General features: G+C 70.3%; 21 protein-coding genes. 11 read left to right on the forward strand and 10 right to left on the reverse strand.

The window, feature by feature from the left end:
- Nucleotides 1-164: 164 nt before the first annotated feature.
- The 4 genes from ACN20J_RS33750 (at nt 165) to serA (ending at nt 5580) form a co-directional block, all read left to right on the forward strand.
- Nucleotides 165-2021 carry an acetolactate synthase large subunit gene (locus ACN20J_RS33750; RefSeq protein ID WP_055615063.1) on the forward strand — a complete coding sequence of 619 codons (1857 nt, stop codon included), beginning with the start codon at nt 165-167 and terminating at the stop codon, nt 2019-2021.
- A 20-nt stretch (nt 2022-2041) separates the two neighbouring features.
- Nucleotides 2042-2569: an acetolactate synthase small subunit gene (gene ilvN / locus ACN20J_RS33755; protein ID WP_055615062.1), complete on the forward strand. Its 528-nt coding sequence runs from the start codon at nt 2042-2044 to the stop codon at nt 2567-2569.
- Between the two features lie 130 nt (nt 2570-2699).
- Nucleotides 2700-3698 carry a ketol-acid reductoisomerase gene (gene ilvC / locus ACN20J_RS33760; protein WP_143640586.1) on the forward strand — a complete coding sequence of 333 codons (999 nt, stop codon included), beginning with the start codon at nt 2700-2702 and terminating at the stop codon, nt 3696-3698.
- A gap of 292 nt (nt 3699-3990) precedes the next feature.
- A complete protein-coding gene (gene serA / locus ACN20J_RS33765; protein WP_189843650.1) occupies nt 3991-5580 on the forward strand; it encodes a phosphoglycerate dehydrogenase in 1590 nt (529 codons plus the stop codon).
- Between the two features lie 252 nt (nt 5581-5832).
- Here the strand turns inward: serA and ACN20J_RS33770 are convergent, their stop codons facing one another.
- The gene (locus ACN20J_RS33770; RefSeq protein ID WP_419669009.1) at nt 5833-7302 is read right to left on the reverse strand and encodes an MFS transporter; all 1470 of its coding nucleotides are present in this window, start codon (nt 7300-7302) and stop codon (nt 5833-5835) included.
- 255 nt (nt 7303-7557) lie between these two features.
- Between ACN20J_RS33770 and ACN20J_RS33775 the strand changes: the two genes are divergently transcribed.
- On the forward strand, nt 7558-8151 hold the full coding sequence (locus tag ACN20J_RS33775; protein WP_189843648.1) for a TetR/AcrR family transcriptional regulator: 594 nt from the start codon (nt 7558-7560) through the stop codon (nt 8149-8151).
- Here the strand turns inward: ACN20J_RS33775 and ACN20J_RS33780 are convergent.
- From ACN20J_RS33780 to ACN20J_RS33800, 5 genes are all read right to left on the reverse strand, one after another.
- Nucleotides 8096-8818 (reverse strand): ATP-binding cassette domain-containing protein, encoded by a 723-nt coding sequence (locus ACN20J_RS33780; protein ID WP_190232246.1) that lies wholly within the window; start codon nt 8816-8818, stop codon nt 8096-8098. The two genes, ACN20J_RS33775 and ACN20J_RS33780, sit on opposite strands and share 56 nt — an antisense overlap.
- Nucleotides 8815-9834: an ABC transporter ATP-binding protein gene (locus ACN20J_RS33785; protein WP_419667459.1), complete on the reverse strand. Its 1020-nt coding sequence runs from the start codon at nt 9832-9834 to the stop codon at nt 8815-8817. The genes ACN20J_RS33780 and ACN20J_RS33785 overlap by 4 nt, the downstream gene beginning before the upstream one ends.
- Complete coding sequence (locus ACN20J_RS33790; protein WP_419667460.1) at nt 9831-11624, reverse strand: ABC transporter permease subunit; 1794 nt, start codon at nt 11622-11624, stop codon at nt 9831-9833. The genes ACN20J_RS33785 and ACN20J_RS33790 overlap by 4 nt, the downstream gene beginning before the upstream one ends.
- Nucleotides 11625-11629: 5 nt before the next feature.
- On the reverse strand, nt 11630-13123 hold the full coding sequence (locus ACN20J_RS33795; RefSeq protein WP_419667461.1) for an ABC transporter substrate-binding protein: 1494 nt from the start codon (nt 13121-13123) through the stop codon (nt 11630-11632).
- A gap of 67 nt (nt 13124-13190) precedes the next feature.
- Entirely contained in the window at nt 13191-13862 is a 672-nt protein-coding gene (locus ACN20J_RS33800) for an HAD family hydrolase (RefSeq protein ID WP_419667462.1), read from the reverse strand.
- A 75-nt stretch (nt 13863-13937) separates the two neighbouring features.
- Here ACN20J_RS33800 and ACN20J_RS33805 point away from each other — a divergent pair, with 75 nt between their 5' ends.
- Both ACN20J_RS33805 and ACN20J_RS33810 read left to right on the forward strand, forming a co-directional pair.
- Nucleotides 13938-15554 carry an FAD-dependent monooxygenase gene (locus ACN20J_RS33805; RefSeq protein ID WP_419667463.1) on the forward strand — a complete coding sequence of 539 codons (1617 nt, stop codon included), beginning with the start codon at nt 13938-13940 and terminating at the stop codon, nt 15552-15554.
- A 40-nt stretch (nt 15555-15594) separates the two neighbouring features.
- A complete protein-coding gene (locus ACN20J_RS33810; protein WP_189843641.1) occupies nt 15595-16338 on the forward strand; it encodes a DUF1963 domain-containing protein in 744 nt (247 codons plus the stop codon).
- A gap of 14 nt (nt 16339-16352) precedes the next feature.
- Here the strand turns inward: ACN20J_RS33810 and ACN20J_RS33815 are convergent, their stop codons facing one another.
- Nucleotides 16353-17837, reverse strand: coding sequence for a helix-turn-helix domain-containing protein (locus ACN20J_RS33815; RefSeq protein ID WP_259333973.1), 1485 nt, complete (start codon nt 17835-17837; stop codon nt 16353-16355).
- A gap of 171 nt (nt 17838-18008) precedes the next feature.
- Here ACN20J_RS33815 and ACN20J_RS33820 point away from each other — a divergent pair, with 171 nt between their 5' ends.
- Together ACN20J_RS33820 and pruA are read left to right on the forward strand one after the other, a co-directional pair.
- Nucleotides 18009-18935: a proline dehydrogenase family protein gene (locus tag ACN20J_RS33820; RefSeq protein ID WP_189843639.1), complete on the forward strand. Its 927-nt coding sequence runs from the start codon at nt 18009-18011 to the stop codon at nt 18933-18935.
- Between the two features lie 107 nt (nt 18936-19042).
- On the forward strand, nt 19043-20683 hold the full coding sequence (gene pruA / locus ACN20J_RS33825; RefSeq protein ID WP_361901341.1) for an L-glutamate gamma-semialdehyde dehydrogenase: 1641 nt from the start codon (nt 19043-19045) through the stop codon (nt 20681-20683).
- A gap of 215 nt (nt 20684-20898) precedes the next feature.
- Here pruA and ACN20J_RS33830 read toward each other — a convergent pair whose 3' ends face one another.
- Both ACN20J_RS33830 and ACN20J_RS33835 read right to left on the reverse strand, forming a co-directional pair.
- A complete protein-coding gene (locus ACN20J_RS33830) occupies nt 20899-22812 on the reverse strand; it encodes a glycoside hydrolase family 97 catalytic domain-containing protein (RefSeq protein WP_419667464.1) in 1914 nt (637 codons plus the stop codon).
- A 153-nt stretch (nt 22813-22965) separates the two neighbouring features.
- Nucleotides 22966-23913 (reverse strand): NADP-dependent oxidoreductase, encoded by a 948-nt coding sequence (locus tag ACN20J_RS33835; RefSeq protein WP_419667465.1) that lies wholly within the window; start codon nt 23911-23913, stop codon nt 22966-22968.
- A gap of 146 nt (nt 23914-24059) precedes the next feature.
- Here ACN20J_RS33835 and ACN20J_RS33840 point away from each other — a divergent pair, with 146 nt between their 5' ends.
- Together ACN20J_RS33840 and ACN20J_RS33845 are read left to right on the forward strand one after the other, a co-directional pair.
- Nucleotides 24060-24599, forward strand: a complete 540-nt coding sequence (locus tag ACN20J_RS33840; protein WP_419667466.1) for a GNAT family N-acetyltransferase — start codon at nt 24060-24062, stop codon at nt 24597-24599.
- A 282-nt stretch (nt 24600-24881) separates the two neighbouring features.
- Nucleotides 24882-25010, forward strand: coding sequence for a hypothetical protein (locus tag ACN20J_RS33845; RefSeq protein WP_257678074.1), 129 nt, complete (start codon nt 24882-24884; stop codon nt 25008-25010).
- An 84-nt stretch (nt 25011-25094) separates the two neighbouring features.
- Here ACN20J_RS33845 and ACN20J_RS33850 read toward each other — a convergent pair whose 3' ends face one another.
- On the reverse strand, nt 25095-26678 hold the full coding sequence (locus ACN20J_RS33850) for a purple acid phosphatase family protein (protein WP_189843634.1): 1584 nt from the start codon (nt 26676-26678) through the stop codon (nt 25095-25097).
- Nucleotides 26679-26691 lie beyond the last annotated feature (13 nt).

The following is a 26691-nucleotide window of genomic DNA, read 5'->3' on the forward strand; positions in this document are numbered from 1 at the left end:
GCTGGGAAGCACCGGATCGATGACCCGGAACTCCCAGCGACCGCACCCGGCGCGCTCCCCTCGCTTGCCTCACGGCACGAGGGGTTTTTTGTTGCACAGGTGCAGGCCGAGCAGCAACTGAACACCGCACAAACCTCGCAAAAACCCTCAGCATCGAGAAGAGAATGCCGATGACCGAGCAGGCCACCGGGGCCCACCACCCGCAGCCGCGGCCCCGTTCCGGAGGACAGCAGTCCGCCCCCGAGCAGGTGACGGGAGCGCAGTCCCTCATCCGTTCTCTCGAGGAGGTCGGGGCCGAGACGGTATTCGGCATTCCCGGCGGTGCGATCCTTCCGGCCTACGACCCGCTGATGGACTCCCGGCGGGTGCGCCACGTGCTCGTCCGCCACGAGCAGGGCGCGGGCCACGCTGCCACCGGTTACGCGCAGGCCACCGGCAAGGTCGGCGTCTGCATGGCGACCAGCGGCCCGGGCGCCACCAACCTGGTGACGCCGATCGCCGACGCGCACATGGACTCGGTGCCGCTCGTGGCGATCACCGGCCAGGTCGCGTCCAAGGCGATCGGCACGGACGCCTTCCAGGAGGCGGACATCGTCGGCATCACGATGCCGATCACCAAGCACAACTTCCTCGTCACCAAGGCCGAGGACATCCCGCGGACGATCGCGGAGGCCTTCCACATCGCCTCCACCGGCCGCCCGGGCCCCGTCCTCGTCGACATCGCCAAGGACGCACTCCAGGCGCGCACCACCTTCCAGTGGCCGCCCGCCCAGGACCTGCCCGGCTACCGCCCGGTGACCAAGCCGCACGCCAAGCAGATCCGCGAGGCCGCCCGGCTGATCACCCAGGCCAAGCGGCCCGTCCTGTACGTCGGCGGCGGCGTCCTCAAGGCCGGTGCCACCGCCGAGCTGAAGGTCCTCGCAGAACTCACCGGAGCGCCCGTCACCACCACACTGATGGCGCTCGGCGCATTCCCCGACAGTCACGAGCTGCACGTGGGAATGCCGGGCATGCACGGTGCGGTCACCGCCGTCACCGCGCTGCAGAAGGCCGACCTGATCGTCGCCCTCGGAGCCCGCTTCGACGACCGCGTCACCGGCAAGCTGGACAGCTTCGCCCCGTACGCCAAGATCGTCCACGCCGACATCGACCCGGCCGAGATCGGCAAGAACCGTGCCGCCGACGTGCCGATCGTCGGTGACGCCCGCGAGGTCCTCGCCGACCTGGTGCAGGCGGTGCAGAAGGAGCACAGCGAGGGACACCGGGGCGACTACACCGCCTGGTGGAAGGACCTCAACCGCTGGCGCGAGACGTACCCCCTGGGCTACGACCAGCCGGACAACGGCTCGCTCTCGCCCCAGCAGGTCATCGAGCGGGTCGGACAGCTCGCCCCCGAAGGCACGATCTTCGCGGCGGGCGTCGGCCAGCACCAGATGTGGGCCGCGCACTACATCCAGTACGAGAAGCCCGCGACCTGGCTGAACTCCGGTGGCGCCGGGACGATGGGCTACGCGGTTCCGGCCGCGATGGGTGCCAAGGCCGGCGCACCGGACCGTACGGTCTGGGCGATCGACGGCGACGGCTGCTTCCAGATGACCAATCAGGAGCTCACCACCTGCGCCCTGAACAACATCCCGATCAAGGTCGCCATCATCAACAACGGCGCCCTCGGGATGGTCCGCCAGTGGCAGACCCTCTTCTACAACCAGCGGTACTCCAACACCGTGCTGCACTCCGGCCCCGAGGCGGACGGAAAGCAGCCGAGCGCCGGCACCCGCGTCCCCGACTTCGTCAAGCTGTCGGAGGCCATGGGCTGTTACGCGATCCGCTGCGAGTCCCCGGACGACCTCGACAAGTGCATCGAAGAGGCGAACTCGATCAACGACCGTCCCGTCGTGATCGACTTCATCGTCCACGAGGACGCCATGGTGTGGCCGATGGTCGCCGCCGGCACCTCCAACGACGAGGTCATGTTCGCCCGGGACGTCCGCCCCGACTTCGGCGACAACGAAGACGACTGAGAGAGAGCCGAGTCAGACCCATGAGCAAGCACACCCTCTCCGTCCTCGTCGAGAACAAGCCCGGTGTCCTCGCCCGGATCACCGCCCTGTTCTCCCGGCGCGGATTCAACATCGACTCCCTCGCCGTCGGCGTCACCGAGCACCCCGACATCTCCCGCATCACGATCGTGGTGAACGTGATCGAGGAACTCCCCCTCGAACAGGTCACCAAGCAGCTCAACAAGCTCGTCAACGTGCTGAAGATCGTCGAACTGGAGCCGGGTTCCGCGGTTCAGCGCGAACTCGTTCTGGTGAAGGTGCGCGCCGACAACGAGACGCGCTCCCAGATCGTCGAGATCGTCCAGCTGTTCCGCGCCAAGACCGTGGACGTCTCCCCGGAGGCCGTCACCATCGAGGCCACCGGCGGCAGCGAGAAGCTGGAGGCCATGCTCAAGATGCTGGAGCCGTTCGGCATCAAGGAGCTCGTCCAGTCCGGCACGATCGCCATCGGCCGCGGCGCCCGGTCCATCACCGACCGTTCGCTGCGCGCCCTCGACCGGTCCGCGTAGGCCTTGTACGACGTCACGTACGGCTCGTACGTGACGTCGTACGCGCCCGTATTCCGAGACCCCGAAACGTCCCTTCCCCCTCCCGCCGTACGGTGGGACGCAACACCCAGCACACATAGGAGAGAACCCAGTGGCCGAGCTGTTCTACGACGACGACGCCGACCTGTCCATCATCCAGGGCCGCAAGGTCGCGGTCATCGGCTACGGCAGCCAGGGCCACGCCCACGCGCTGTCGCTCCGTGACTCGGGTGTCGACGTCCGGGTCGGTCTGCACGAGGGCTCCAAGTCCAAGGCGAAGGCCGAGGAGCAGGGCCTGCGCGTGGTGACCCCGTCGGAGGCCGCCGCCGAGGCCGACGTCATCATGATCCTCGTCCCGGACCCGATCCAGGCCCAGGTGTACGAGGAGTCCATCAAGGACAACCTCAACGACGGCGACGCGCTGTTCTTCGGCCACGGCCTGAACATCCGCTTCGGCTTCATCAAGCCCCCGGCCGGCATCGACGTCTGCATGGTCGCCCCGAAGGGCCCGGGCCACCTGGTCCGCCGCCAGTACGAGGAGGGCCGCGGCGTTCCGTGTATCGCGGCCGTCGAGCAGGACGCGACCGGCAACGGCTTCCCGCTGGCGCTCTCGTACGCCAAGGGCATCGGTGGCACGCGTGCGGGCGTCATCAAGACGACCTTCACCGAGGAGACCGAGACCGACCTGTTCGGTGAGCAGGCCGTTCTCTGCGGTGGTACGGCCGCGCTGGTCAAGGCCGGTTTCGAGACGCTGACCGAGGCCGGCTACCAGCCGGAGATCGCGTACTTCGAGTGCCTCCACGAGCTGAAGCTGATCGTGGACCTCATGTACGAGGGCGGCCTGGAGAAGATGCGCTGGTCGGTCTCCGAGACCGCCGAGTGGGGCGACTACATCACCGGCCCCCGCATCATCACGGACGCCACCAAGGCCGAGATGAAGAAGGTCCTGGGCGAGATCCAGGACGGCACGTTCGCCCAGCAGTGGATGGACGAGTACCACGGCGGTCTGAAGAAGTACAACGAGTACAAGCAGCAGGACGCCGAGTCTCTCCTGGAGACCACCGGCAAGGAGCTGCGCAAGCTGATGTCGTGGGTCAACGACGACGAGTGACTCCGTCGGTTCGGCCGTGGTGTCGGGGGTGCCCGGTACCACGGCCTGACCGCCTGCCTCGGGCCACGCCTCGGGGCTCCGCCCCGGACCCCGCTCCTCAAACGCCGGAGGGGCTGGATTTCCACGTGCGGGTGATCCTTCTGCGGAGGCGTAAGAACAGCACCGCGTCGCCACTAGACTGCTCCACTAAATACGCGTCGGGCCCACAGCGTCGTGCGTCTTCCACGCGGCAACCCCTCCACCGCATGCGGCCGTCGGGACGGCCGTCCGCATTGGACCTGTGAGGACTCACGTGAGCTCGAAACCTGTCGTACTCATCGCTGAAGAGCTGTCGCCCGCGACCGTCGACGCCCTGGGCCCGGACTTCGAGATCCGGCATGCGAACGGCGCGGACCGCGCCGAACTGCTGCCCGCCATCGCCGACGTCGACGCGATCCTGATCCGTTCCGCGACGAAGGTCGATGCCGAGGCCATCGCCGCCGCGAGCAAGCTGAAGGTCGTCGCACGAGCCGGCGTCGGCCTGGACAACGTCGACGTGTCCGCCGCCACCAAGGCCGGCGTGATGGTCGTCAACGCCCCCACCTCGAACATCGTGACCGCCGCCGAGCTGGCCTGTGGTCTGCTCCTGGCCTCCGCGCGTCACATCCCGCAGGCCAACACCGCGCTCAAGAACGGTGAGTGGAAGCGCTCCAAGTACACCGGCGTCGAGCTCGCGGAGAAGACCCTCGGTGTCGTGGGTCTGGGCCGCATCGGTGCCCTCGTCGCCCAGCGCATGTCGGCCTTCGGCATGAAGGTCGTCGCCTACGACCCGTACGTACAGCCCGCGCGAGCCGCGCAGATGGGCGTCAAGGTCCTGTCGCTGGACGAGCTGCTCGAAGTCTCCGACTTCATCACCGTGCACCTGCCCAAGACGCCCGAGACCGTCGGTCTCATCGGCGACGAGGCGCTGCACAAGGTCAAGCCGTCGGTGCGGATCGTCAACGCCGCGCGCGGCGGGATCGTCGACGAGGCCGCGCTGTACTCCGCGCTCAAGGAGGGCCGCGTCGCCGGCGCCGGTCTCGACGTGTACGCGAAGGAGCCCTGCACGGACTCCCCGCTCTTCGAGCTCGACGAGGTCGTCTGCACCCCGCACCTCGGTGCCTCCACGGACGAGGCGCAGGAGAAGGCCGGTATCTCCGTCGCCCGCTCGGTGCGCCTCGCGCTCGCCGGTGAGCTGGTCCCGGACGCGGTGAACGTCCAGGGCGGCGTCATCGCCGAGGACGTCAAGCCGGGTCTGCCGCTCGCCGAGAAGCTCGGCCGCATCTTCACCGCCCTCGCGGGCGAGGTCGCGGTCCGCCTCGACGTCGAGGTGTACGGCGAGATCACCCAGCACGACGTCAAGGTGCTCGAACTCTCCGCGCTCAAGGGCGTGTTCGAGGACGTCGTCGACGAGACCGTGTCGTACGTGAACGCCCCGCTGTTCGCGCAGGAGCGCGGTGTCGAGGTGCGGCTGACCACGAGCTCGGAGTCCTCGGACCACCGGAACGTGGTGACCGTGCGCGGCACCCTCGGTGACGGCCAGGAGGTCTCGGTCTCCGGCACGCTCGCCGGGCCCAAGCACCACCAGAAGATCGTCGCGGTCGGCGAGTACGACGTGGACTTGGCGCTCGCCGACCACATGGTCGTCCTCAACTACACCGACCGCCCCGGTGTCGTCGGCACCCTCGGCCGGATCCTCGGCGAGGCGGGCATCAACATCGCGGGCATGCAGGTCGCCCGTGCGGATGTGGGTGGCGAGGCGCTTGCCGTGCTTACCGTGGACGACACGGTTCCGCAGACTGTGTTGACGGAGCTGGCGGAGGAGATCGGAGCCACTCAGGCTCGGTCGGTCAACCTGGTCTGAGGCTGCCCAACCCCCTGGGGGCTGCCGCCCCCAGGCCCCCGCTTCGGCCTAACGGCCTTGTCCTCAAACGCCGGACGGGCTGAGAGGGTTCTCGGCTGCGGGTTGGTGTGGCTGGTCGCCTTAAAAGATTGCGCAGTTCCCCGCGCCCCTTAAAAGGGGCGCGGGGAACTGCGCAATCTTTTGGGGGTTCGGGGGCGGAGCCCCTGAGTCAGGGACGGGAATGGGTAGGGGCGGCGGGGGCGACCCTGGTGTTCAGACGCAGACCCTTTCCGGCTCGGCGGACTCCGTCTCCCGGACGCGGACCTGGCGCAGGCTCACCGCCGCCAGCACCGCCGCGCAAAGCAAGAGCAGCGCACCCGCGACCCCGGCCGCCTGCATCCCACTGGTGAAGGCTTCGCGGGCCGCGCTCACCAGGGCGTCGCCCGCGCGGCCCGGCAACTGCGGGGCCACGGCAAGGGCCGCGCCGAGCGTCTCGTGCGCCGCGGCGGGAGCCGCGTCCGGGATGTCATGGCGGTACACCGCGGTGCCGATGGAACCGAGGAGCGCCATCCCGAGCGCGCCACCGAACTCCGCTCCGGTCTCCAGGACCGAGGACGCGGTGCCCGCCTTCTCCACCGGTACCGTGCCCAGCGCCAGGTCCATCATCTGGGACATCACGGTGACGATCCCGGCGGCGATGACTCCGGCCCCGGCGAGGACCAGCCACAGCGAGTCCGTACCGGCTGCCGTCAGCATCCCGTAACCGCAGGCCGCGAGGACGAAGCCGCCGGAGACGACGTACGCCCGGTTGACTCCCCGCTGGACCAGCTGCGCGGCGACCGGCGCGGCGACGCCGACCAGCACGGTGGGCAGCAGGCCCCACAGCGCGGCCTCCATGGAGCTCTTGCCGAGCACCGACTGCAGGTACTGCGTGGTGAAGAGCGCCGAGCCCATCATCCCGAACGAGGACAGCAGGTTCAGCGAGACGGCGGGTGCGAAGCCTCGACCGCGGAAGAGCGAGGGCGGGATCATCGGCGACTCGATCGTGCGCTGGCGGTGGACGAAGAGTGCGGCGAAGAGCAGACCGATGGTCACCGACAGGACGTAACGGACGTTCCAGCCCTCCGAGGGGATCTCCTTGAGGCCGTAGATCACCGGCAGGACGGCGGCCATGGACAGTGGCACGCTCAGCAGGTCGAAGCGGCCCGGCGACGGGTTCTTCGACTCGGGGAGCAGGATCGGGCCGAGGATCAGCAGGAGCACCATCGCGGGCAGGTTCACCAGGAAGACCGAGCCCCACCAGAAGTGCTCCACGAGGACGCCGCTCATGACCGAGCCGAGGGCGACGCCGGCCGTCATGACCCCGGACCACAGGCCGATCGCCTTGGAGCGCTGGGCCTGGTCCGTGAAGAGCGTACGGATGATCGCCAGCGTGGACGGCATCAGCGTCGCGCCGCCGATGCCGAGCACCGCGCGGGCCGCGATCAGTGTCTCGGCACTGTCGGCGTACGCCGCGACCAGCGAGGCCGCGCCGAACGCGGCGGCGCCGACCAGGAGCAGCCTGCGGCGGCCGATGCGGTCGCCGAGCGAGCCCATCGTCATCAGCAGCCCGGCGAGCACGAACGCGTACATGTCGAAGATCCACAGCTGCTGGGTGCCGGTCGGCTCCAGGTCCGCGCTGATCTGCGGGATCGCGAAGTAGAGGACCGAGACATCCATGGAGACCAGGAGCAGCGGCAGCATCAGGACACCGAGTGCGGTCCATTCGCGGCGTCCGGCACGGGTGGGAGCGCCCGAGTCGCCCGAGCCGCCCGGGGTGCCGGAGGCGGGCGGAGTGGACGGAGGGACCGGGTCGGGCGCGCTGGGATTCGTCATGTCGAGGAATGTACGGGCGTCTTAAACGCTTGTCTAGTACGCGCGTATAAAACTGGCGTCCAATACGTTCGTCTTATACGTCGGTCTGGGACGCTTGTCTGTCGCGGAGGTACGCTGAGCCGCATGGGACACCGTGAGGATCTGCTCGAAGGCGCCAAGCGCTGCCTGCTGGAGAAGGGCTTCGTGCGCACGACGGCCCGCGACATCGTCAAGGAGTCGGGGACGAACCTGGCGTCGATCGGCTACCACTACGGGTCGAAGGACGCGCTGCTCGCGGAGGCGTACGTCTCCATCGTCGAGGGGTTGTCCGACGACTTCGACGCGGGCGGGAGCGCCACGGCGACTACGGAGCCGGGGTCCCTGGAGCGGTTCCAGGAGGTGTGGTCGAACGTCGTCGGGACCATGCAGAGGCCCGGTTCGGTGTGGCATCTCAGCATGGAGATCGTGGTCATGGGAGACAAGGTGCCCGGCGTGCGCGACCACTTGGCCAAGGCCCAGCGCGAAGGGGCGCGCGGCATCATCCCGCTGCTGATGGGCGGGCTGGAGGAGGATGTGCCGGAGCGGGACGTCGACACGCTGGGCAAGTTCTACATGACCCTGATGATGGGGCTCATCGCGCAGTGGACCTTCGATCCCGAGACCGCCGCCAGTGCGGAGGAACTCACCGAGGGGTTGCGGCGGGTGATCGCGGCGGCGGCGGTGCCGGAGTCGTCCTGACGATCCTGCCCTCGCGCATCTCCGCCACGCGGTCGCAGAAGTGGCGTACGAGTGCCATGTCGTGGCAGATGAACAGGTAGCCGAGGCCGAGGCGTTCCTGCAGCTCGGCCAGCAGGTTGAGGATGCCCGCGCGCAGGGACGGGTCCAGCGCGGAGACCGGTTCGTCGAGCACCAGGAGTTTCGGCTCGCACGCCAACGCTCGGGCTATACCCGCGCGTTGGCACTGACCGCCGGAGAGTTCGTGCGGTCGCCGGTCGCCGAGCGACCGGTCGAGGCCGACCTGCTCCAGCAACTCGGCCACGCGCTCGGGGCCGGTCGTCCGGTCCCAACTCCCCTGTACGCGCAGGGGTTCCGCGATCGCGTCGCGGATGCGGTGGCGGGGGCCGAGTGATCCGTACGGGTCCTGGAACACGGGCTGCATCGCCGGTCTGAGCGGGCGCAGCTGCTTCTCGCTCAGCGCTGTCAACTCGTGGCCGTCGAACCATACTTCGCCGCTGGTCGGGCGCCGCAGCTGTAGTACGGCCATGGCTGTGGAGGACTTGCCGCAGCCCGAGGGGCCGATCAGGCCGAGGGTTTCGCCCGCGGCGATGTCGAAGGAGACGTGGTCCACGGTGGTGCGGGGGCCGTGGTGGACGACCAGGTCGCGTACGTCCAGCAGAGGGTTCACACCGGCTCCAGGAACAACTCGGCGGAATTGGCAGGGAGTTTGCGCCAGTGGTGGCAGGCCACGGTGCGGTTGTTGTGCGTCTCCGGCTCGGGGTGGGCCGTAGCGCACCGGGTCGCGTCCGCCAGGGGGCAGCGGGGGGCGAAGGCGCAGCCTGGGGGGAGGTTGGTGGGGTTGGGTGGGGTGCCTGGGATTGAGGGGAGTCTGTGTCTGCGGGTTCGTTGTGGCTGGTCGCGCAGTCCCCCGCGCCCCTGACGGGGCGCCGATGCCAGCAGGCCCGCCGTGTACGGCGCCCGCGGGCGGGTGAACACCTCATCCACCGGGCCCTCCTCCGCCAGGCGGCCCGCGTACATGACCAGTACTCGGTCGGCGTGGTCGCGGACCATGGGGAGGTCGTGGGTGATCAGGACCAGGGTCGTGCCTGTGGCCTCGGTGCGGTGGGTCAGGAGGTCGAGGAGCCGGCGCTGGGTCTCCGGGTCCTGGGCCGTGGTCGGTTCGTCGGCGATCACGAGGGCGGGGGAGTGGAGCAACGCCATGGCGATGACGGCCCGTTGGCGCATACCGCCCGAGAACTCGTGCGGGTAGGCCCGCGTCCGGTCCGCGGGAATGCCGACCTCCTCCAGCGCGGCCACCGCCCGGGCCCGCGCCTCCTTGCGGGAGACTCCGTCCACGGACCGTACGGCGGCAGCGAGTTGGTCGGCGACCCGGTGCACGGGGGAGAGCGCCGAGAGTGCGTCCTGCGGGACCAGGGCGAGTTGGCGTCCCCAGAGTGCGGCGCGTACGGAACGAGGGGCGCCCACCAGCTCGTACGGTCCCATCTGGATGCTGCCCGTCACCGATGCCTGCCGTGGCGGCATGCCCAGCAGGGCGCGGGCCGTCAGGGACTTGCCCGCGCCCGACTCGCCCACCACGGCGAGGACTTCACCCTTGCGCACGTCGAAGGAGAGGCCCCGTACGGCTTCGACCGCGCCGAAGGAGACGTGCAGGTCCCGGACGGAAACGAGGACTTCAGGGTTCAACGGACCGGCTCCTTGCGGGGGCGGAGGACGGAGAGGGTGGGGGTGGCACGGGAGCGGGGACGGGGTGGCGCGGTCGTTCTGCTGGGGCCGGCCTCCGCGTACGCCGCCGACGACACCGCGAGGCCCGCCAGCATGGCCAGGGCGACCGCCGGGGACAGGGCCGCCCACGGGGCGCGTTCCACGTACGCCCGTGATTCGTCCAGGAGGAGGCCCCACTCCGGTGCGGGTGGCTGGGCGCCGAGGCCGAGGAAGCCGAGGGAGGCCAGGGCCAGGGCGATGCCGGGGAGGCGCAGAAGGGCGTGGCGGGTGACCGGGGCCGCCACCGAGGGCAGGACGTGACGGGTGAGGATCCACAACGGGCTTGCCCCGATGGCGCGTTGGGCCAGCAGGAACGTCGACGCGCGGACCTCCTGCACCAGTGCCGCCGCGTGCGACGCCAGGGCGGGCCAGGAGAGCAGGGCCACGGCCAGCGCGGCACCGCCCGTGCCGGGGCCCACGACGGCCGCGACCAGGATTCCGGCGATCACCGGCGGCAGCGCGTTGGCGATGTCCGAGGCGCCCGACGTCAGAGCCGGAAGGAAGCCGAGTGCGAGTGCGAGGACGAGGCCCGCCAGACAGACCGCGGTCGCCGTGCCGATCGTCGACGCCGCACCGTGCCCGAGTCGCGCCAGCACATCACGGCCGAGCCCGTCCGTGCCGAGGGGGTACGCCCAGGAGGGCGCTTGGAGGCGGGCGGTGGTGTTCACCGTGTACGGGTCGCGCAGCAGGCCCCAGCCGACGCAGGTCAGCAGCGTGATTCCGAGCGTCAGCGGGACGGCCGGGTGCGCGCGGATCGGGCGGGCCGCGGGCAGCGTCAGTCCGGCGTCGCGCAGGGCGGGGCCCAGAAGCCGGCGCCGTACGAGGGCCGCCGCCGCGCCTGTGACCAGGCCGAGGGCGAGCAGGGCGAGGACCGATCCCTGAAGCAGCGGAAGGTCCTGCGACTTGGCCGCCCCCAGCGCCGTACGACCGATGCCCGGTACCGCGAACACCGTCTCCACGGCGACCGCCCCGCCGGTCAGGCCGACGGCGACCATTCCGAACTGCGGTACCAGCGGCGGGAGTACGCGGCGCAGGGCGGCGGCCGAGATGCGTGACCTGCTGACTCCGGCGCCCCGCCACAGCTCCACCCAGCGCTCGTCGAGGACGGGTGGCAGTGCGTCCGCGACCAGGCGGCCGAGCAGTCCGCCCGCGGGAACGCCGAGTGCGACGGCTGGCAGCACCATGTACTGCGGGCCCTGCCAGCCGGAGGTCGGCAGCATGCCCAGCCAGACCCCGCACACCAGCAACGCGACCGTGGCCAGCAGGAATTCGGGCAGTGCGGCGAGCATCGCGGCGAACGCGCCGGCCGAGCCCCGGCCCCGTACGAGAACCGGAGCGACGACCGCGCAGGTCACCAGGAGCGCGACCCCGAGCGCCGCGCCCATCAGGGCGAGCGAGACCTGGAGTCCGGAGACGACCGACGGTAGGACCTCGGTGCCCGACACCCAGGACGTGCCGAGGTCGCCGTGTGGCAGGCCGGAGAGCCAACTCCCCAGCAGGGAAAGGGGACCCGCGTCCAGGCCGAGGTCGGCGCGGATCGAGGCCAGGGCCTCCGGCGTGCCCTCCTGTTCGGCCGAGCGGGCGCGCAGCACGGTGAGGGCGGGGTCGCGGCCGGAGAGCCAGGGGAGCAGTCCGACGGCGGCGAGCACCGCGGCGAGACAGCCGAGCCGGGTGAGAGCGGCCCGGCCGCCAGGAGTGAACAGGCGTGCCATGAACGTCACTTGACGTACGTGTCCGCGGTGATCAGAGCCCGCTCGCGCGGGTCGTGCTCGACGTCCACGACACCCGCCGCGTCGCCCTGGATCACGCGCTCGTGCAGCATCGGGATCGCGGCGTCGGTGGCCAGCACCGCGGCCTCCGCGTCGATGACCGCTTGGCGGCGCGCGTCACCGGTCTTCGTCCCGGCGGCCTTCTCCAGGGCGGCGTCGACCTTCTTGTCGGACAGCTGCGAGATGTTGAAGGAACCCTTCGACCCGAAGTCGCTGTAGAGGTACGCGGCCGGATCGCCCGAGTCGAGGACCGTCGCCCGGGACAGGACGAACGCGTCGAACTCGCCCGCCAGCGCGTCGGATTCGATGTTCGCGTACTCGCGGACGTCCAACTTCACCTTGAACCCGGCCTTCTGGAGCTGCTGTTGCAGCGTCTGGGCGACCTCGGGCAGCTCGGCGCGGTCGGTGAACGTGCCGATCGTGATCGTCTTGCCTTTCGGGTCAACGGACTTGGCTCGCTCCACCGGCTTCCTGAGGTCGGCGGCCCAAGGGAGGGCCGGGCCCAGCAGGCCCTTCGCGATGTCGGCGCGGCCCTCGTACACGCCCTTGACGATCGACTCGGTGTCGAGGGCCTCGCGGGCGGCGGCCCTGAGGGTGGCGTCCTTGAAAGGACCGCTCCCGGTGTTCAGGTACAGCGTGTTGGTGCGCGGCATCGGCACCTCGGTGACCAGGTCCTTGTCGAGCAGCGCGGCCTGCGACACCGGTACCGCCTCGACGACGTCGGCCTCGCCGCTGCGCAGGGTGGCCGCGCGGGCGGTGCCGTCGGGCACGAACTTCACATCGATACCGGGGGACTTGGCCGCGCTGCCCCAGTAGTCGTCGTAGCGGTCGAGGGTCGCGGACGACGTGCCGTTCACCTTCGTCAGCTCGAAGGGGCCGGTGCCCGCGCCGACCGGGCTGACCGTCTTCCCGCGGTACGCCTTCGCCGCCAGGATCGACAGCTGCGGCGAGCTCAGCCGCTGCGGGACGAGCGGGTCCTCGGTGCCGGTGGTGACGGCGACCGAGTCGCCGTCGGCCTTCACCGTCAGGTCGACGCCGTCGAGGATGCGCGGCTTGGGGGAGGCGGTCGCGGCCTTCGTGAGCGACCGGACGACGGACTCGGCGGTGAGCTTCGTACCGTCGTGGAAAGTGACGCCGTCCCGTATCTCGAAGGTCCAAGTCCGGCCGTTCTGCTGCCACTTGGTGGCGAGAGCGGGCTCGGAGTCGCCGTCCGCGTCGAGTGTCACCAGCGTCTCGGCGGTCGACCAGCGCGACAGCTTGAACGCGTCGTCGGACAGCGGCGACAGCCCGGAGCGCGGCGGATTCATCATCGCCACGCGTACGCGCTTGCCGTCGCCGCCCGCGGAGTCGTCCGAGGCGGATTCCGAGAAGCACCCGGTGAGCAGCAGGGTGGAGGCCGCGGTGACCGCGGAGAGGGGGAGAAGGCGGGCGGGCAGGCGCACGGAACACTCCGGGTAAAGGGGTGGTCAATGGAGACGTGCGCCGACCGTAGCATGATGATAATCGTTTTCAGTAATGGTCTCCGCTGCCGCGGTGCTCGCCGACGACGTGGTCGAGGGCGGCTGCGGCGTCGGCGGTGATGTGTGTGGGCCGGCAGGTCGCGTCGGTCCACGGCCGGCCGCCCGACACCCACACGCTCCGGACGTCGTCGAGCCCGTTCGCGCCGCCGATGTCGGCGTGCGGCGAGTCCCCGATCACCCAGGCCCCGCGCAGGGACGCCCCCACGGCGGCTGCCGCCGCACGGAAGATCTCCGGCGCGGGCTTCTTGCATCCGACCGCCTCGGAGACCACCCATCCGTGGACGATCTCGTCCAACCCGGTGCCCCGGATCTTCGTTTCCTGCTGCTCGACACGGCCGTTGGTGACGATCACACACGTCCATCCGGCGTCGACGGCCCGGGCGAGCGCGTCGCGGGTGGCCCCAGCCAGGACGACGCGATCGGCCGCGCCCCGGTCGAGGAAGTCCCGCACTGCGGCCCCGGACACGGCCGCCGCGTACCGCTCGGTCAGGGCCCGGGCGACGTCCTGCCTCGGCGTATAGCCGCTGGCGTCGACGGACATCAGCCACGCGAGGTCGTCGACGGGGAGCGAGTTCTCGTCGAGGAAGACCGAGGCCGCTTCCCGGAAGGCGGTGTCGCGGTCGACCAGGGTGTTGTCGAGGTCGATCATCAGGAGAGGCATGGTCAGGAGTATGGCTTGGCTCAGATCCAAGGTTTCAAAGATCCAAAGGCCCGAGATGAGCAGAAGGAGTTCGACATGTCCGTGGCGGACGCCGAGGTGGACGTACTGATCGTCGGTGGCGGGCCGGTCGGGCTCACCGCTCGGGCGTTGCTGGAGCGCTGGGGCGTGCGGGTGTCGCTGGTCGAGAAGCACGGCGAGTTGTCTCCCTTTCCACGGTCCCGGCTGGTCAACGTGCGTTCGATGGAGATCTACCGTGGGCTCGGGCTCGCCGACGAGATCACGGTCGGCGCCTTCGGACCGGAGTACGGCCGCATCCGCTTCCGGGACACCCTGCACGACCCCGACTTCGCCACGGCGGCGATGGTCGGGATCAACGCGCCGATCCCCGAAAGCCCCGTGACCGGCGCCGTCACCTCGCAGGATCGGCTGGAACCCACCCTGCTCGCCGCGGCAGACGCAGAGATGCGGTTCGGGGCCGAGCTCGTCGACCTCACCGAAGAAGCCGACAGCGTCGTCGCCGTACTCCTCGACCGCCGAAGCGGTGAGGAGACCCGCGTCCGTGCCCGCTATGTACTCGCCGCCGACGGCGCGAACTCCACCGTCAGGCAGCGGCTGGGAATCGGCACCGCCGGCCCCGGGGCTCTGGCGGCCGTCACCACCGTCGTGTTCGACGCCGACCTCGACGGCTGGTGCGCCGATCAGCCCGCCGGGGTCTACTTCACCGCGCACGGATCCTTCCTCCCGCTCTACCCCGAAGGCGGCTGGGCCTGGCTCGGCCCCACACCGGAAGACGCCGAGCGCACCGACTGGCCGGGCCTCGTCTCGCGTGCCCTCGGACCCGACGCCGGCGTACGAGCCGGTGTGTCCCGGGTGCAGCACTGGGTGATGAACGCCTTCGTCGCCGAGCGCTTCCGGCACGGCCGGATCCTGCTGGCCGGCGATGCCGCGCACGCGATCCCGATCGTCGGCGGCCTGGGCATGAACACCGGCATCGCCGATGTCCACAACCTGTGCTGGAAGCTGGCGGGCGTTCTCCAAGGGTGGGCCGGGCCAAGCCTGTTGGACACGTACGAGACGGAGCGGCACCCCGTCGCCCACCGGACTCTCCGCCAGGCTGTGGCCAACAGCAAGCTCATGTTCGAAGCGCAGAGTCTGCGCCACGAGCAGCTCCAGGCCGGTGAAGCGGCGCCGGTCCGGGTCGAACTGCCCTGGTCTGACCGGTACTTCGCCCAACTCGGGCTCGTGCTCGGCGTCGCCTACTGCTCCGACGCCGTCCTCACCGACGGCAGCACCCCGCCCGAGCCGTCCCACACGGACCCCGAGCCGTCGGATACAGGCCCCGAGCCGTCCGGCACAGGCACGGACTACGTCCCCACCGCAGAGCCCGGCCATCGCATGCCGCACCTCTGGCTCACACCCGACCGCTCCACGCTCGACTCCTTTGGCGAATGGTTCACCCTGCTCACCCCGGACCCCGCCGCCTGGGAGCAACAGACCACCGCACCAGGGGTGTTGCACATCGAGCGTCTTCCCGACGAGCACGCCGATGTCTGCGGCCTGGGCCCCCAGGGAGCGCTGCTCGTCCGACCCGACGGCCACATCGGTGCCCGCTGGCGGGACCGTGCACCGAGCGACACCACCCTCCACCAGGCGCTCACCGCAATCGGCGGGTCTCCGCGATCGAGCCGGTGACAACAAGGGTGTGTCAGACGGCTGTTGCAGACTGTCGGCCATGAACGCACTGGACGAATATCGTGTGGCGGCCCGCAAGCGGGGCGTGCCCGAGGACCTCCTCGACAGGGCGCTGCGGCTTGCCCGCCCGCGCCTGGAGCTGCGGTCGATGGAGGGCTCCGACGCTCCGGTCGTCGGACAGTACGGGGGCCATCCCCGGCTTCCCCCGGACATCGAATGGACCGGCTTCCCGGCATTCGTCGCGTCGGTCGACTGCGCCGCCGTTCCGGTCGGCGAACTGGACATTCAGCTCCCGGAGGACGGGCACTTACTGTTCTTCGCCAACAACAGCGAGCCGAGCTACGTCCCCGGGCCCACCCAGGAAGGCCGGGTGGTGTACGTCCCGGCCGGAACGCCGACGACGGAACGGGTTCCGTCCGACGAGGACGCGCCCTACACGTTCGAGCAACACCCCCTTCGAGGCCGGCTCGACCGCTTCATGCCGGACACCAACCACGAGATCGCCGACCAGGAGACGGTGCGGCTCATCCACCCCTACCTGCTGGATTACTGGGAAGAGACCACGACCGGCGAACTCACCCTCGGCGGATACGCGTCCGTGATACATCACGACCCGGCACCCTGGCCCGTCACCGACGACGAAGCGTTCGTCATGCTGGCGCGCGCGGATTTCACGTTCGTGGACACGCCCCTCAGTTGCGCCGCGTCCTGGCTGATCCGCCCCCGGGATCTGGCGGAACGGAACTTCGACGACGTGCGGCTCGATTCCCAGTCGTACATGTGACCGAGGCGCTGCGCCTAGAGCCGCTGCGCCTTGAGCCCCATGTGCAGGAGCAGGCGGTCCTCGCCGTCGTCCAGGTCGAGGCCTGTGAGTTGTTCGACGCGGGAGAGGCGGTAGTAGAGCGTCTGGCGGTGGATGCCCAGTTCGGCGGCGGTGCGGCCGGCCTGGCCCGCGCAGTCGAGGAACACCTCGGCGGTGTGGGCGAGTTCGCGGTGGGAGGGGGCCAGGAGCGGACGTACGGCGGGGTCGTGGGAGGCGGTCGGCGGCAGCGTGGTGAGGAGACGGTACGGGCCGATGGACGACCAGTGCGCGACGGGGCCCAGCCGCGGTTCGGCCAGCGCCGCGCGGGCGGCGGCCGACGCCTCCTGCCAGGCGGTGGCCAGGTCGGCGAGACCGGAGTGCGGGACGGCGATCCCGGCCACGACCGGGCCGGAGCGGGGGCCGCGCGGTTCCGGTGCGTGTCCGGCAGGCCGCCCCGCTCCCTCTGTCCGCCCCGCTGCCCCTGTTGTCCGTCCGGCTCCCGCCGCCCCGTCGCCCGCCCGCGCGGCCTCGGCCTCGCCCGGACGGTCCGGTGGCTGGGGCGTCTCGGTGTCGATGTCCTGGCCCTGTCCGCCCTTGTCCGGCGGCCGGGCCGGACCCCGGCCCTGGGTGCCACCGGTCTGCCGGTGAGCTGCGGCGGGGCCGGGCTCGGCCGGTGAGGAACGGGGGCGCCCAGATCCCCGTACCCCCTCCGCCCTCTCCAGCAGGCGGGCCGCCGCCGTGGTCGCCGGGGTGAGGACCTCCGGTGAGCGCAGGCGGACCAGGAGGGCCAGGCTCTGGGCGGTGGGGCCCCAGGGGAGGGCGCAGACGGCGGTGGCGGACGGGATGGTGCGGACCGACGGGGCGTCGTCGGGGTGGGACGAGGGCCAGGGGGCCACGCAGACCATCGTGTGGAGGCCCTCGCCGCGGGCGCCGAGCTCCGTGTGGAATTCGGCCAGAGCCATGTCGCGCTGCCAGCCGCTCTCGGCGGTGAGGACCGCGCGGAGTTCCCGGCTGAGGTCCGCGCCCGCCTGGGCCTCGTCCGCCAGGAGGGCGCCGATGCGCGGGGTGACCTCCATCGCCGCGGAGAGCTGCTGGTCGGTGGGACCCGGATCGTCGGACAGCAGCCACACGTATCCGAGGACCACACCCCGATGGCGTACGGGGAGGCAGACGCGGCCCCGGTACACGCCCGCCTCCGGGGTGGGCGGGATACGGACCGGCGCCGTCGCGCGGGCGATGCCGAAGCCCTCGAACCAGGTGCGGACCGCCGAGGTCGAGCGGCGCGTGAGGATCGAGCGGGCGCGTACGGGGTCCAGTGCGGAGGCGTCCAGCTCGCCCTCGCTGTCGTACGCGCCGAAGGCGATCAGCTCGAAGTCGCGGTTCTCCAGCGTCGCGGGGGCGCCGAGGAGCTCCGAGATCTCGTCCACCAGCTCCTGGTATTCGCCCTTGGGATCCGATGTCACCCGGGCATTCTCCATCATTTCTCCGCGCCTTCATACATCTGTCTGAGATCCGGGGCACGGATGCGTGACAGCTGTCGATGGCCGACGATCGGAGGGATCCTTAGGTTTCACGGTGGTTCTTCGTGCCGTACCGGGACGCCGTACAACGGTGGGTACGGCCTTCCGCCGGCCTTGTTGTGGAGGTGCCCCGTGCTGGGTCCTGTGATTCTCGCCGCCTCGCGCAGCGACCGGATGCGTCGTCTGATCTCGGCGGCCCCGGTGACCAAGCCGGTCGTCGACCGCTTCATCCCCGGCGAGACCGTCGACCAGGTCGTACCGATCATCCAGGACCTCACGGCCAAGGGCCTCGAGGTCACCATGGACGTGGTCGGCGAGGACATCACCACGCCGGAGCAGGCCACACTCGCCCGTGACGCGTACCTGGAGCTGATCGACCGCCTCAAGCGGCTGGAGCTCGGAGAACGCGCCGAGATGTCGGTGAAGCTGTCCCTCTTCGGGCAGGCGCTCCCCGGTGGCCACGAGCTCGCCCTCGCGAACGTCCGACCCGTCGTCGAGGCCGCCGCCGCCATCGGCACGACCGTCACGCTCGACGCCGAGGACCACACCACCCTCGACTCGATGTTCGCCATCCACGAGGAGCTGCGGAAGGACTTCCCTGAGACCGGCTGCGTCATCCAGGCCTACCTCTTCCGCACCGAGGCCGACGCCCGCCGTCTCGCCGACAGCGGCAGCCGCGTACGGCTCGTGAAGGGCGCGTACAAGGAGCCCGCCGAGGTCGCGTACCAGCAGAAGGCCGAGATCGACAAGGCGTACGTCCGCATCCTGCGCATCCTGATGGAGGGCGAGGGGTACCCGATGATCGGGTCCCACGACCCGCGCCTCATCTCCATCGCCCAGGAGCTGGCCCGGCGCGCCGGCCGCAAGCCCGACGAGTACGAGTTCCAGATGCTGTACGGGATCAGGAGCGACGAGCACCTGCGGCTCGCCGCCGAAGGCCACCGCATGCGCGTCTACACCGCGTACGGCACCGACTGGTACGGCTACTTCATGCGGCGCCTCGCCGAGAAGCCCGCCAACCTCCTCTTCTTCGCACGCTCGACCCTCACCAAGAGCTGAGAACAAGACACAAGGCACAAGGCACAAGACACAAGACGCTGAGAACCAGAACCGAGAACCAGGGCTCGAGCCCGGAGAACACCGCTCACTAAGGAGTTACGGAAGCCATGGACGCCGTCACCCAGGTCCCCACCCCCGTCAACGAGCCGGTGCACGGCTATGCCCCCGGCTCTCCCGAGCGCGCCCGGCTGGAGTCCAAGCTCAAGGAGCTCGCCGAGAACCCGGTCGACCTGCCGATGACCATCGGCGGCGAGAAGCGGATGGGCGGCGGCGACCGTTTCGACGTCGTACAGCCGCACAACCACAAGGCCCGCCTCGGCACGTACGCGAACGCCACCCAGCAGGACGCCCAGGACGCGATCGACGCGGCCCTCGCCGCCGCGCCCGCCTGGCGCGCGATGTCCTTCGACGACCGCGCCGCGATCATCCTGCGCGCCGCCGAGCTGCTGGCCGGCCCGTGGCGCGAGACGCTCGCCGCCTCGACGATGCTCGGTCAGTCGAAGACCGCCCAGCAGGCCGAGATCGACTGTCCCTGCGAGCTGGTCGACTTCTGGCGCTTCAACGTCAAGTACGCCCGCGACCTGCTCGCCGAGCAGCCCCCGGCCAACTCGCCGGGCGTCTGGAACCGCCTCGACCACCGCCCGCTCGAAGGCTTCGTCTACGCGATCACGCCCTTCAACTTCACCGCGATCGCGGGCAACCTGCCGACCGCGCCCGCGCTGATGGGCAACGTGGTCGTGTGGAAGCCGTCGCCGACGCAGACCCACGCGGCCGTTCTCCTCATGCAGCTGCTGGAGGAGGCGGGTCTCCCCAAGGGCGTCATCAACCTCGTCACCGGTGACGGCATCGCGGTCTCCGAGGTCGCCCTGGAGCACCGCGACCTCGCCGGCATCCACTTCACCGGCTCGACCAAGACCTTCCAGTACCTGTGGAAGACGGTCGGCAACAACATCGAGAAGTACCGCACCTACCCGCGCATGGTCGGCGAGACCGGCGGCAAGGACTTCGTCGTCGCGCACCCGAGCGCCGACCGCGCGGTCCTGAAGACGGCCCTGACCCGCGGCTCCTTCGAGTACCAGGGCCAGAAGTGCAGCGCCTCCTCGCGCGCGTACGTCCCGGCCTCCATCTGGAACTCCGGCTTCAAGGAGGAGTTCGCGGCCGAGATCGACGGCATCACCATGGGTGACGTCACCGACCTGTCGAACTTCATCGGCGCCGTCATCGACGAGCGCTCCTTCGCCAAGAACAAGGCGGCGATCGACCGGGCGCACGCCGACCCGACCTGCACGGTCGTCGCGGGCGGCACCTACGACGACTCCGTCGGCTACTTCGTCCGCCCGACCGTCGTCGAGTGCACGGACCCGGCGAACGAGGTCTTCACGACGGAGTACTTCGGCCCGTTCCTCGCGGTGCACGTGTACGACGACAGCACGGCCGACGGGTACGACGAGATGCTGGCCCAGATGGAGTCGGTGTCGGACTACGCGCTCACCGGCTCGGTCATCGCGGGCGACCGCGCGGCCGCCGCGTACACGATGGAGAAGCTCCGCTACGCCGCGGGCAACTTCTACATCAACGACAAGTCGACCGGTGCCGTCGTCGGCCAGCAGCCCTTCGGCGGCGGGCGCGCGTCCGGCACCAACGACAAGGCGGGCGCCCCGCAGAACCTGATGCGCTGGACCCTGACCCGCGCCATCAAGGAGACCCTGGTCCCGCCGACCGACTACCCGTACCCGCACATGGGCTGAGATCTGCCCGCACCCGCTCGGGCTGAGATCCGCCCCCACTCGGGCCGGGGACCTGCCCGCACCTGACCGGGACGCCCCCGCACACGGGCCGGCGTCCCACTGAACCGCCCCCGCCCCGGAAGCATCCCCTCCGGGCCGGGGGCGGCGTGCGTCGTGCCGACGTGCCGTGGCCCTGCCTCCGCGCGGAGGCAGGGCCACGGCAGGGACGTGCGGTGTCAGCGGTCGCAGCTCGTGCGGCCCGGGTACCAGTGGCAGGCCAGCGCGGCGAAGCCGCCGTCCGCCACGACGGGCACGTTGAGCGAGGCGCCGCCGCGGACGACGTGCGGTTCGCGGACCAGGCCCGAGGGGCCGTCGGTCACGGTCTCGACGAGCCACTTGCCCGTGCCCAGCCGCATGGGTACGTCCACGCTCCGGGCCGCTCCCACGAACGTGCCGCCGATGAACCAGCGGCCGTCGGGCGCACGGCGGGCCATGACCGAGGAGCGGCCGGGATCGCCGGTCAGCAGCCTGGTCTCCTCCCAGCCGGTGGGCAGTTGCTCCAGGTAGCGGCGGGCCTCCGGGCGGGCTTCGTACGACTCCGGGGTGCCGGCGAGGTTCTGGATGCCGGACTCGTAGAGGACGGTCAGGCCCAACTCACCCGCGTCCGAGCCGACGTTGGGGCGGAAGGGGCGGTGAAAGGCGCCCGGGGTGAAGTCCATGGAGCCGATGACGTTGCGGGTGTAGGGGAGTGAGGCCAGCTGCTCGGGCGTGTTGTTGCGCTTCTCCTCGCCGCCGACGCCCTCCAGCGTCATGACGTGCGGCCAGGTGCGCTGGATGCCCTTGGGGATCGTGGAGCCGTGGAAGTTGACCATCAGGTGGTGCTTCGCGGTGGCCGGCAGGATCTCGTCGTACCAGGCCATCCGCTCCTGGGACTCCGAGTCCATGAAATCGATCTTCACGCCCTTGACGCCCCAACGCTCCAGTGTGGAGAGCCACTTCTCCCGTTCGACGGGGTCGACGAGGAGCGAGTAGTGGAGCCAGACCTGGATCCCGACGCCGCGTTCCTTGCCGTAACGCACCAGCTCGGGCATCCAGTTGTTCGTCTGCCAGTCGGGGTCGATGACGTCCCACTCGCCGGGCTTGTAGTACCAGCCCGCGTCGACGACCTCGTACGGCCAGTCGCGCTCGGCCGCGTAGTCGACGTACTTCTTCTGCGCCTCCAGGCTCTGCCCGGCCTCCTTGCCGCCGGCGAGCCAGGTCCACAGGGCCGGGCCCGGTTTGATCCAGGAGGTGTCGCGGACACGGGACTTGGGGGCGAGGTCGTCGGTGAACGTCGACTCCGTGACCGTCGGCAGATCGCCGGTGACCACCGCGCGCCAGGGCGTGGTGAGCTTGCCGGACACCTGGACCGGCTCGTCGTTCCACGGGCTCACACCGAACGTGGGGGAGCCGGCGGCGTGCGTGAGGTGGGAGCCGGCGTAGCTGCCGGTCAGGTCCGACTCGGCGACCAGGGCGTAGCCGCCGTCCGTCTTGAAGAGGGCCTGCATCGAGTACGTGCCCGCCGGTACCGCGGACACCGACTGGTAGCGGACGAAGGGGAGTTCGTTGTCCCGGCGGTAGGCGCTGATGACGGGCTCGGCAGTGGTGGGGAAGGTGAACGCGGAGGCCTCGCGTACGACGTCGCCGTGATCGTCCGGCAGGACGTAGCGATACGCGACGCCGTCCGCGGCGACGCGGGTCAGCAGGTCGATCCGCGCGCCGTCCGCCGTACGGAAACGGAAGCGGGACTCGGTCATACGGACAACCCGCTTGTGCGCCTTGCCCGTTGGGACGATGTAGCGCTCCGAGATCGAGCGGTCGGAGCGGCCCGTGAGGGTCAAGTCTCGGGAGAAGTCGGCCTGTTCGGTGACGAGGCCGACGGGGGACGGTTCGAGGACCGTACGGCCGGCCCGTCTGACCGCCAATGTCGGGCTGCCGTCGGCCGGGTCGAGGGAGACCACGGCCGTGGGGGAGCCGTGCGGACCGCGCACCTCCCAGGACGCGGGGCGGGCGGGCGCCTCGGCACGGGCCGGAAGCGTCGCCGCGGTAGCGGCGAGGAGTGCGGAACAGAGCGTCAACACGATGGTGCGGGCCCGGGGTTGGACCGCCATGTGGAACCCCTCCTGTCGCAGTCATCCGATGACTGGTCGATAAATGTGAGAGTGGAGGGGGTATTGGGGCATGTCAAGGAATCTGGCAGCATCAGACATCGGATTGCTGATGCGTCATTCAGTAAGGATGGATCACTCCGGGCGGTGCGAGGTTCACTCCGGGAGACTCAGGACGATCTTGCCCTTGGTGTGCCCTGCCTCCCCGAGCTCATGAGCCTTCGCCGCCTCCGCGAACGGCAGGACCGCGTCCACGTGGATGCGCACCCGGCCGCCCGCCAGCAGCGAGGCGATCTTCGCCAGCCGCATGCCGGACGGTTCCACCCGCACGACCGCGAAACGCATCCCGCGCGCCTCCACGTCCTCCGCCGACAGACCCGTGTCCCCGGGGAGGGCGGACAGCAACAGGCCTCCCGGGCGCAGGGTGTTGAGGGTGCGCGGACCGTAGTCGCCGCCGATCAGGTCGAGGGCGACGTCCATGTCCCGTACGGCCGTGGCGAAGTCCGTGGCCGTGTGGTCGACCGGCTCGTCCACGCCCAGGTCGCGCAGGAACTCGTGCTTGTCGGCGCGGGCCGTGCCGACGACGTACGCGCCCTCCGCCTTGGCGATCTGCACCGCCGCGTGACCTACCCCGCCCCCTGCCGCGTGGACCAACACCCGGGTGCCAGGGCCCACTTGGGCGAGGCCGACCAGTGCCTGCCAGGCGGTGAGGGTCGCCGTGGGGGCGCCCGCCGCGTGGACGTGGTCCAGGGTCGACGGCTTGGCCGCGAACTGGTCGGCGGGGGCGGCCACGTACTCCGCGTACCCGCCGCCCAGGACCTTGCCGAAGACCTCGTCACCGGGCCGGAACCTGGTGACGCCCGCCCCGGTCGCCTCCACCACACCGGAGACGTCGTTGCCGAGGACGAACGGCGGTTCCCCGAAGAGCGGCGCCGCGCCCGAACGCACCAGCCGGTCAACGGCGTTGACACCCGCCGCGCGCACCCGCAGCAGAACCTCCCCCGGACCGGCGACGGGCCGCTCCCGTTCCTCGATCTCCAGAACCTCAGGACCGCCGAAGCGGTGCTGGGTGATCACACGCGTACGCGGAAGTGCGGTGGTCATCGGGTCTCCCTCCCGAAGCCGGATTCACGGACCGCTCGGCACTCATCGTGCTCCCGCGGCCCGTCTTCCGCAGCCCGCGGAATCAGGACGAATGCCGAGGCGATGGCCATCCGGTACAGAGGCGACGGCCATCCGATACTGGGGCGATGACCATCCGACTGCGCACCGCCCACACGGCGGACCTCACCCCCGCCGAACTCCGCGCCGTCCGCACGCTCCTGGACGACGCCTTCGAGGGGGACTTCTCCGACGAGGACTGGGACCACGGGCTCGGCGGGATGCACGCCCTCGTGCACGACGGGACCGGACTCGCCGCCCACGGCTCGGTGGTCATGCGCAGGGTCCTGCACCGGGGCCGCTCCCTGCGCACGGGGTACGTCGAGGCGGTCGCCGTCCGCGCGGACGTACGCCGGACCGGCCTCGGCGGGCAGATCATGGCCGCCCTGGAAGGGGTCGTCGACCGCGCGTACGCCCTCGGCGCGCTCTCCGCGAGCGACGCGGGCGCCGCCCTCTACGCGGCCCGTGGCTGGCAGGTCTGGCCGGGCCGGATCTCCGCCCTCGGCCCGGACGGCATCGTGCACCTCCCCGACGAGGAGGGCACCACCTTCTTCCGCCCCGCCTCCGCCGGCCCCCTCGACCCGTCCCACGGCCTGGTCTTCGACTGGCGCGACGGCGATGTCCTCTAGAGACGTCCTCCAGAGGGGCAAATGTAAAAAGCGCAGGTCAGCTCGGTGTGGCCCAATCCGCCGTCTCAGATAGTAGGAAGTCCGACTAACTGTGGAGACAGATGCGCGGTCCTCGCCTAGCTTTGTAGGAGCCGAACGTCTCGCTAGACCAAGCGAATGGCGGTCGTGAGCCGGAGCCCTGGCAGGCAACCCCTGCGGCACCGCTCCCCGCCCCACCCGGCGTCTCGTAATCCCTCATCGCACTTCCGGCGGCCGCTGCCGGAGGCAAGGAGTCGATTCATCATGGCCGAGACGACCGTCCGCCGAGTCCGTCACGTGTCCCGTTCGACCGAGTCCGACCGCAAGAACGCCGCCGCCGCGCTCCAGCGCGCCCTCGACCGCAGGGACAACGGCGGCTCGACCGGGCACTGAGCCCGGTCCGGCCTTCTCGAAAACCAGCCAGTCTTCTTCGGAACAAGCCGGGAGCCGCGCCCGCACGAGGTGCGGCGCGGGGCCTCACGCCCCGCGCCGCACCTCGAAGTAGTCGACGCGTTCGCCGCTCTGCGCCAGCGCCGACACCTTGAGCTTCGGGGCCGCTCCCGCCTGTGCCTCCACGGAGAGGAAGGAGTAGCCGGTGTACCGCACCCTCGACCACTCCACGGTGTCGGGGTTCTGGTCCCGCGACTTCGTCCAGTGGTACGTCTTCACGGACTCGCGGTCGGCGATCTTCCCCTCGTAGCTGTCCTTCACCCCGGCGGGGAAGTGGTAGAGGCTCTTGCCCGCCCCGCCCGCCGTGACGTACACGATCCCGTCCTTCGTCGGATCGGTCGACGCGCCGACGGGCACCCGCCTGCCCACCTTGCCGCCCTTGATGGCGTCGGTCCGCTCGTAGACGTGGTTGTGCCCGTTGATCACCAGGTCCACCTGGTGCTTGGTGAACAGCGGCAGCCAGGCGTCGCGCACCCCGCCGTCCGAGGCGTGGGTCGACGTCGAGTACGTGCAGTGGTGGAAGAAGACCACGATGAAGTCGACCTGCTTGCGCAGTTCACCGAGCCGCCTGTCGAGCCAGGCGGTCTGCTTGCCGTCCGAGTAGCCCTTGTTGGCGGGGATCTCGTACGACACGTCGTTCGCGTCGAGCGCCACGACCCCGACGTTGCCGTACGTGAACGAGTAGACGCCCGGGGAGTTCTTCGCGTCGAAGCCGTTGTCCGGGAGGGCCCAGCGCGCGGACTGCCCGCCGTAGCCGTTCGGGGAGTACCACGCCTCCATGTCGTGGTTGCCGGTCGTCACCATCCACGGGACGGACCTGGCCACCGGCTCGGTCTGCTTGAGGAACAGGTCCCAGGTGGTGGGGGCGTAGTAGTCCGACTTCTCGCCGTGGCCCGTGTCGTCGGCGTAGCAGATGTCCCCCGCGTGCAGATGGAAGGACGGCTCCCGGCCGAGGATCAGCCGGTCGTTGGCGAGCGCGTCCGGGGTCACGCCCTGGTCGCCGAACGCGGTGAACACGAACGTCTCGGGGCGGGCGGGCGCCGTGGTGAACGAGCCGACCGTGGAATGCCGCTCCTTGGTCGCCGGGTCGAAGCCCTCATGACCGACGCCGTAGTAGTACGTCGTGCCGGGGCGCAGGCCGTCGAGCGCCGCGTGCAGGTAGTACTGCTCCACCGCGAGCCGCTGCCCCTCCACCTCCGGGGTGTGCAGGTCGCGGACCTCGGCCTCGATCTTCCGGCTCAGCTCCCACGGCTTCAGCCCCACGCGCACGTACGGCTTCTTCACCGGGAGCGGCACCTGCCACGAGATCCGCATCTGGGTCTTCGGGTCGGCGCCGAAGGCGAGGTGGCGGCCGAAGGGGGTGACGACCGAGCCGTTCACCCGGCCTGTGCCGGTGGGCGTGGAAGTGGCGGAAAAGGGCGAGGCCGTCCGGCTCGCCGTGTCCGTGCCGGAGCCCGAACCGGAGCAGCCGGTCAGCAGCCCGCCGGCCACCGCGCCCGCGGTCACCAGGGCGCGGCGCCGCGAGTACTTCGTCCGCAGGTACTCGTACTGCTCCGCCATGCTCATCCGGCGTGCGAGCTGCGGCGGGATGCCGACGTCGGGAGTGTCCATGCTGGTGAACTTC

Origin of the sequence: Streptomyces sp. 2-1, assembly GCF_048564895.1 — a bacterium.
GTDB lineage: Bacteria > Actinomycetota > Actinomycetes > Streptomycetales > Streptomycetaceae > Streptomyces > Streptomyces phaeochromogenes.

What these genes read in the sequence shown, in the direction of transcription:
- ACN20J_RS33750 (WP_055615063.1), top strand. Translation starts at nt 165, where the DNA reads ATGCCGATGACCGAGCAGGCCACCGGGGCCCACCACCCGCAGCCGCGG.
- ilvN (WP_055615062.1), top strand. Translation starts at nt 2,042, where the DNA reads ATGAGCAAGCACACCCTCTCCGTCCTCGTCGAGAACAAGCCCGGTGTC.
- ACN20J_RS33770 (WP_419669009.1), bottom strand. Translation starts at nt 7,302, where the DNA reads ATGCTGCCGCTGCTCCTGGTCTCCATGGATGTCTCGGTCCTCTACTTC.
- ACN20J_RS33775 (WP_189843648.1), top strand. Translation starts at nt 7,558, where the DNA reads ATGGGACACCGTGAGGATCTGCTCGAAGGCGCCAAGCGCTGCCTGCTG.
- ACN20J_RS33790 (WP_419667460.1), bottom strand. Translation starts at nt 11,624, where the DNA reads ATGGCACGCCTGTTCACTCCTGGCGGCCGGGCCGCTCTCACCCGGCTC.
- ACN20J_RS33800 (WP_419667462.1), bottom strand. Translation starts at nt 13,862, where the DNA reads ATGCCTCTCCTGATGATCGACCTCGACAACACCCTGGTCGACCGCGAC.
- ACN20J_RS33805 (WP_419667463.1), top strand. Translation starts at nt 13,938, where the DNA reads ATGTCCGTGGCGGACGCCGAGGTGGACGTACTGATCGTCGGTGGCGGG.
- ACN20J_RS33810 (WP_189843641.1), top strand. Translation starts at nt 15,595, where the DNA reads ATGAACGCACTGGACGAATATCGTGTGGCGGCCCGCAAGCGGGGCGTG.
- ACN20J_RS33815 (WP_259333973.1), bottom strand. Translation starts at nt 17,837, where the DNA reads ATGATGGAGAATGCCCGGGTGACATCGGATCCCAAGGGCGAATACCAG.
- pruA (WP_361901341.1), top strand. Translation starts at nt 19,043, where the DNA reads ATGGACGCCGTCACCCAGGTCCCCACCCCCGTCAACGAGCCGGTGCAC.
- ACN20J_RS33830 (WP_419667464.1), bottom strand. Translation starts at nt 22,812, where the DNA reads ATGGCGGTCCAACCCCGGGCCCGCACCATCGTGTTGACGCTCTGTTCC.
- ACN20J_RS33835 (WP_419667465.1), bottom strand. Translation starts at nt 23,913, where the DNA reads ATGACCACCGCACTTCCGCGTACGCGTGTGATCACCCAGCACCGCTTC.
- ACN20J_RS33840 (WP_419667466.1), top strand. Translation starts at nt 24,060, where the DNA reads ATGACCATCCGACTGCGCACCGCCCACACGGCGGACCTCACCCCCGCC.
- ACN20J_RS33845 (WP_257678074.1), top strand. Translation starts at nt 24,882, where the DNA reads ATGGCCGAGACGACCGTCCGCCGAGTCCGTCACGTGTCCCGTTCGACC.
- ACN20J_RS33850 (WP_189843634.1), bottom strand. Translation starts at nt 26,678, where the DNA reads ATGGACACTCCCGACGTCGGCATCCCGCCGCAGCTCGCACGCCGGATG.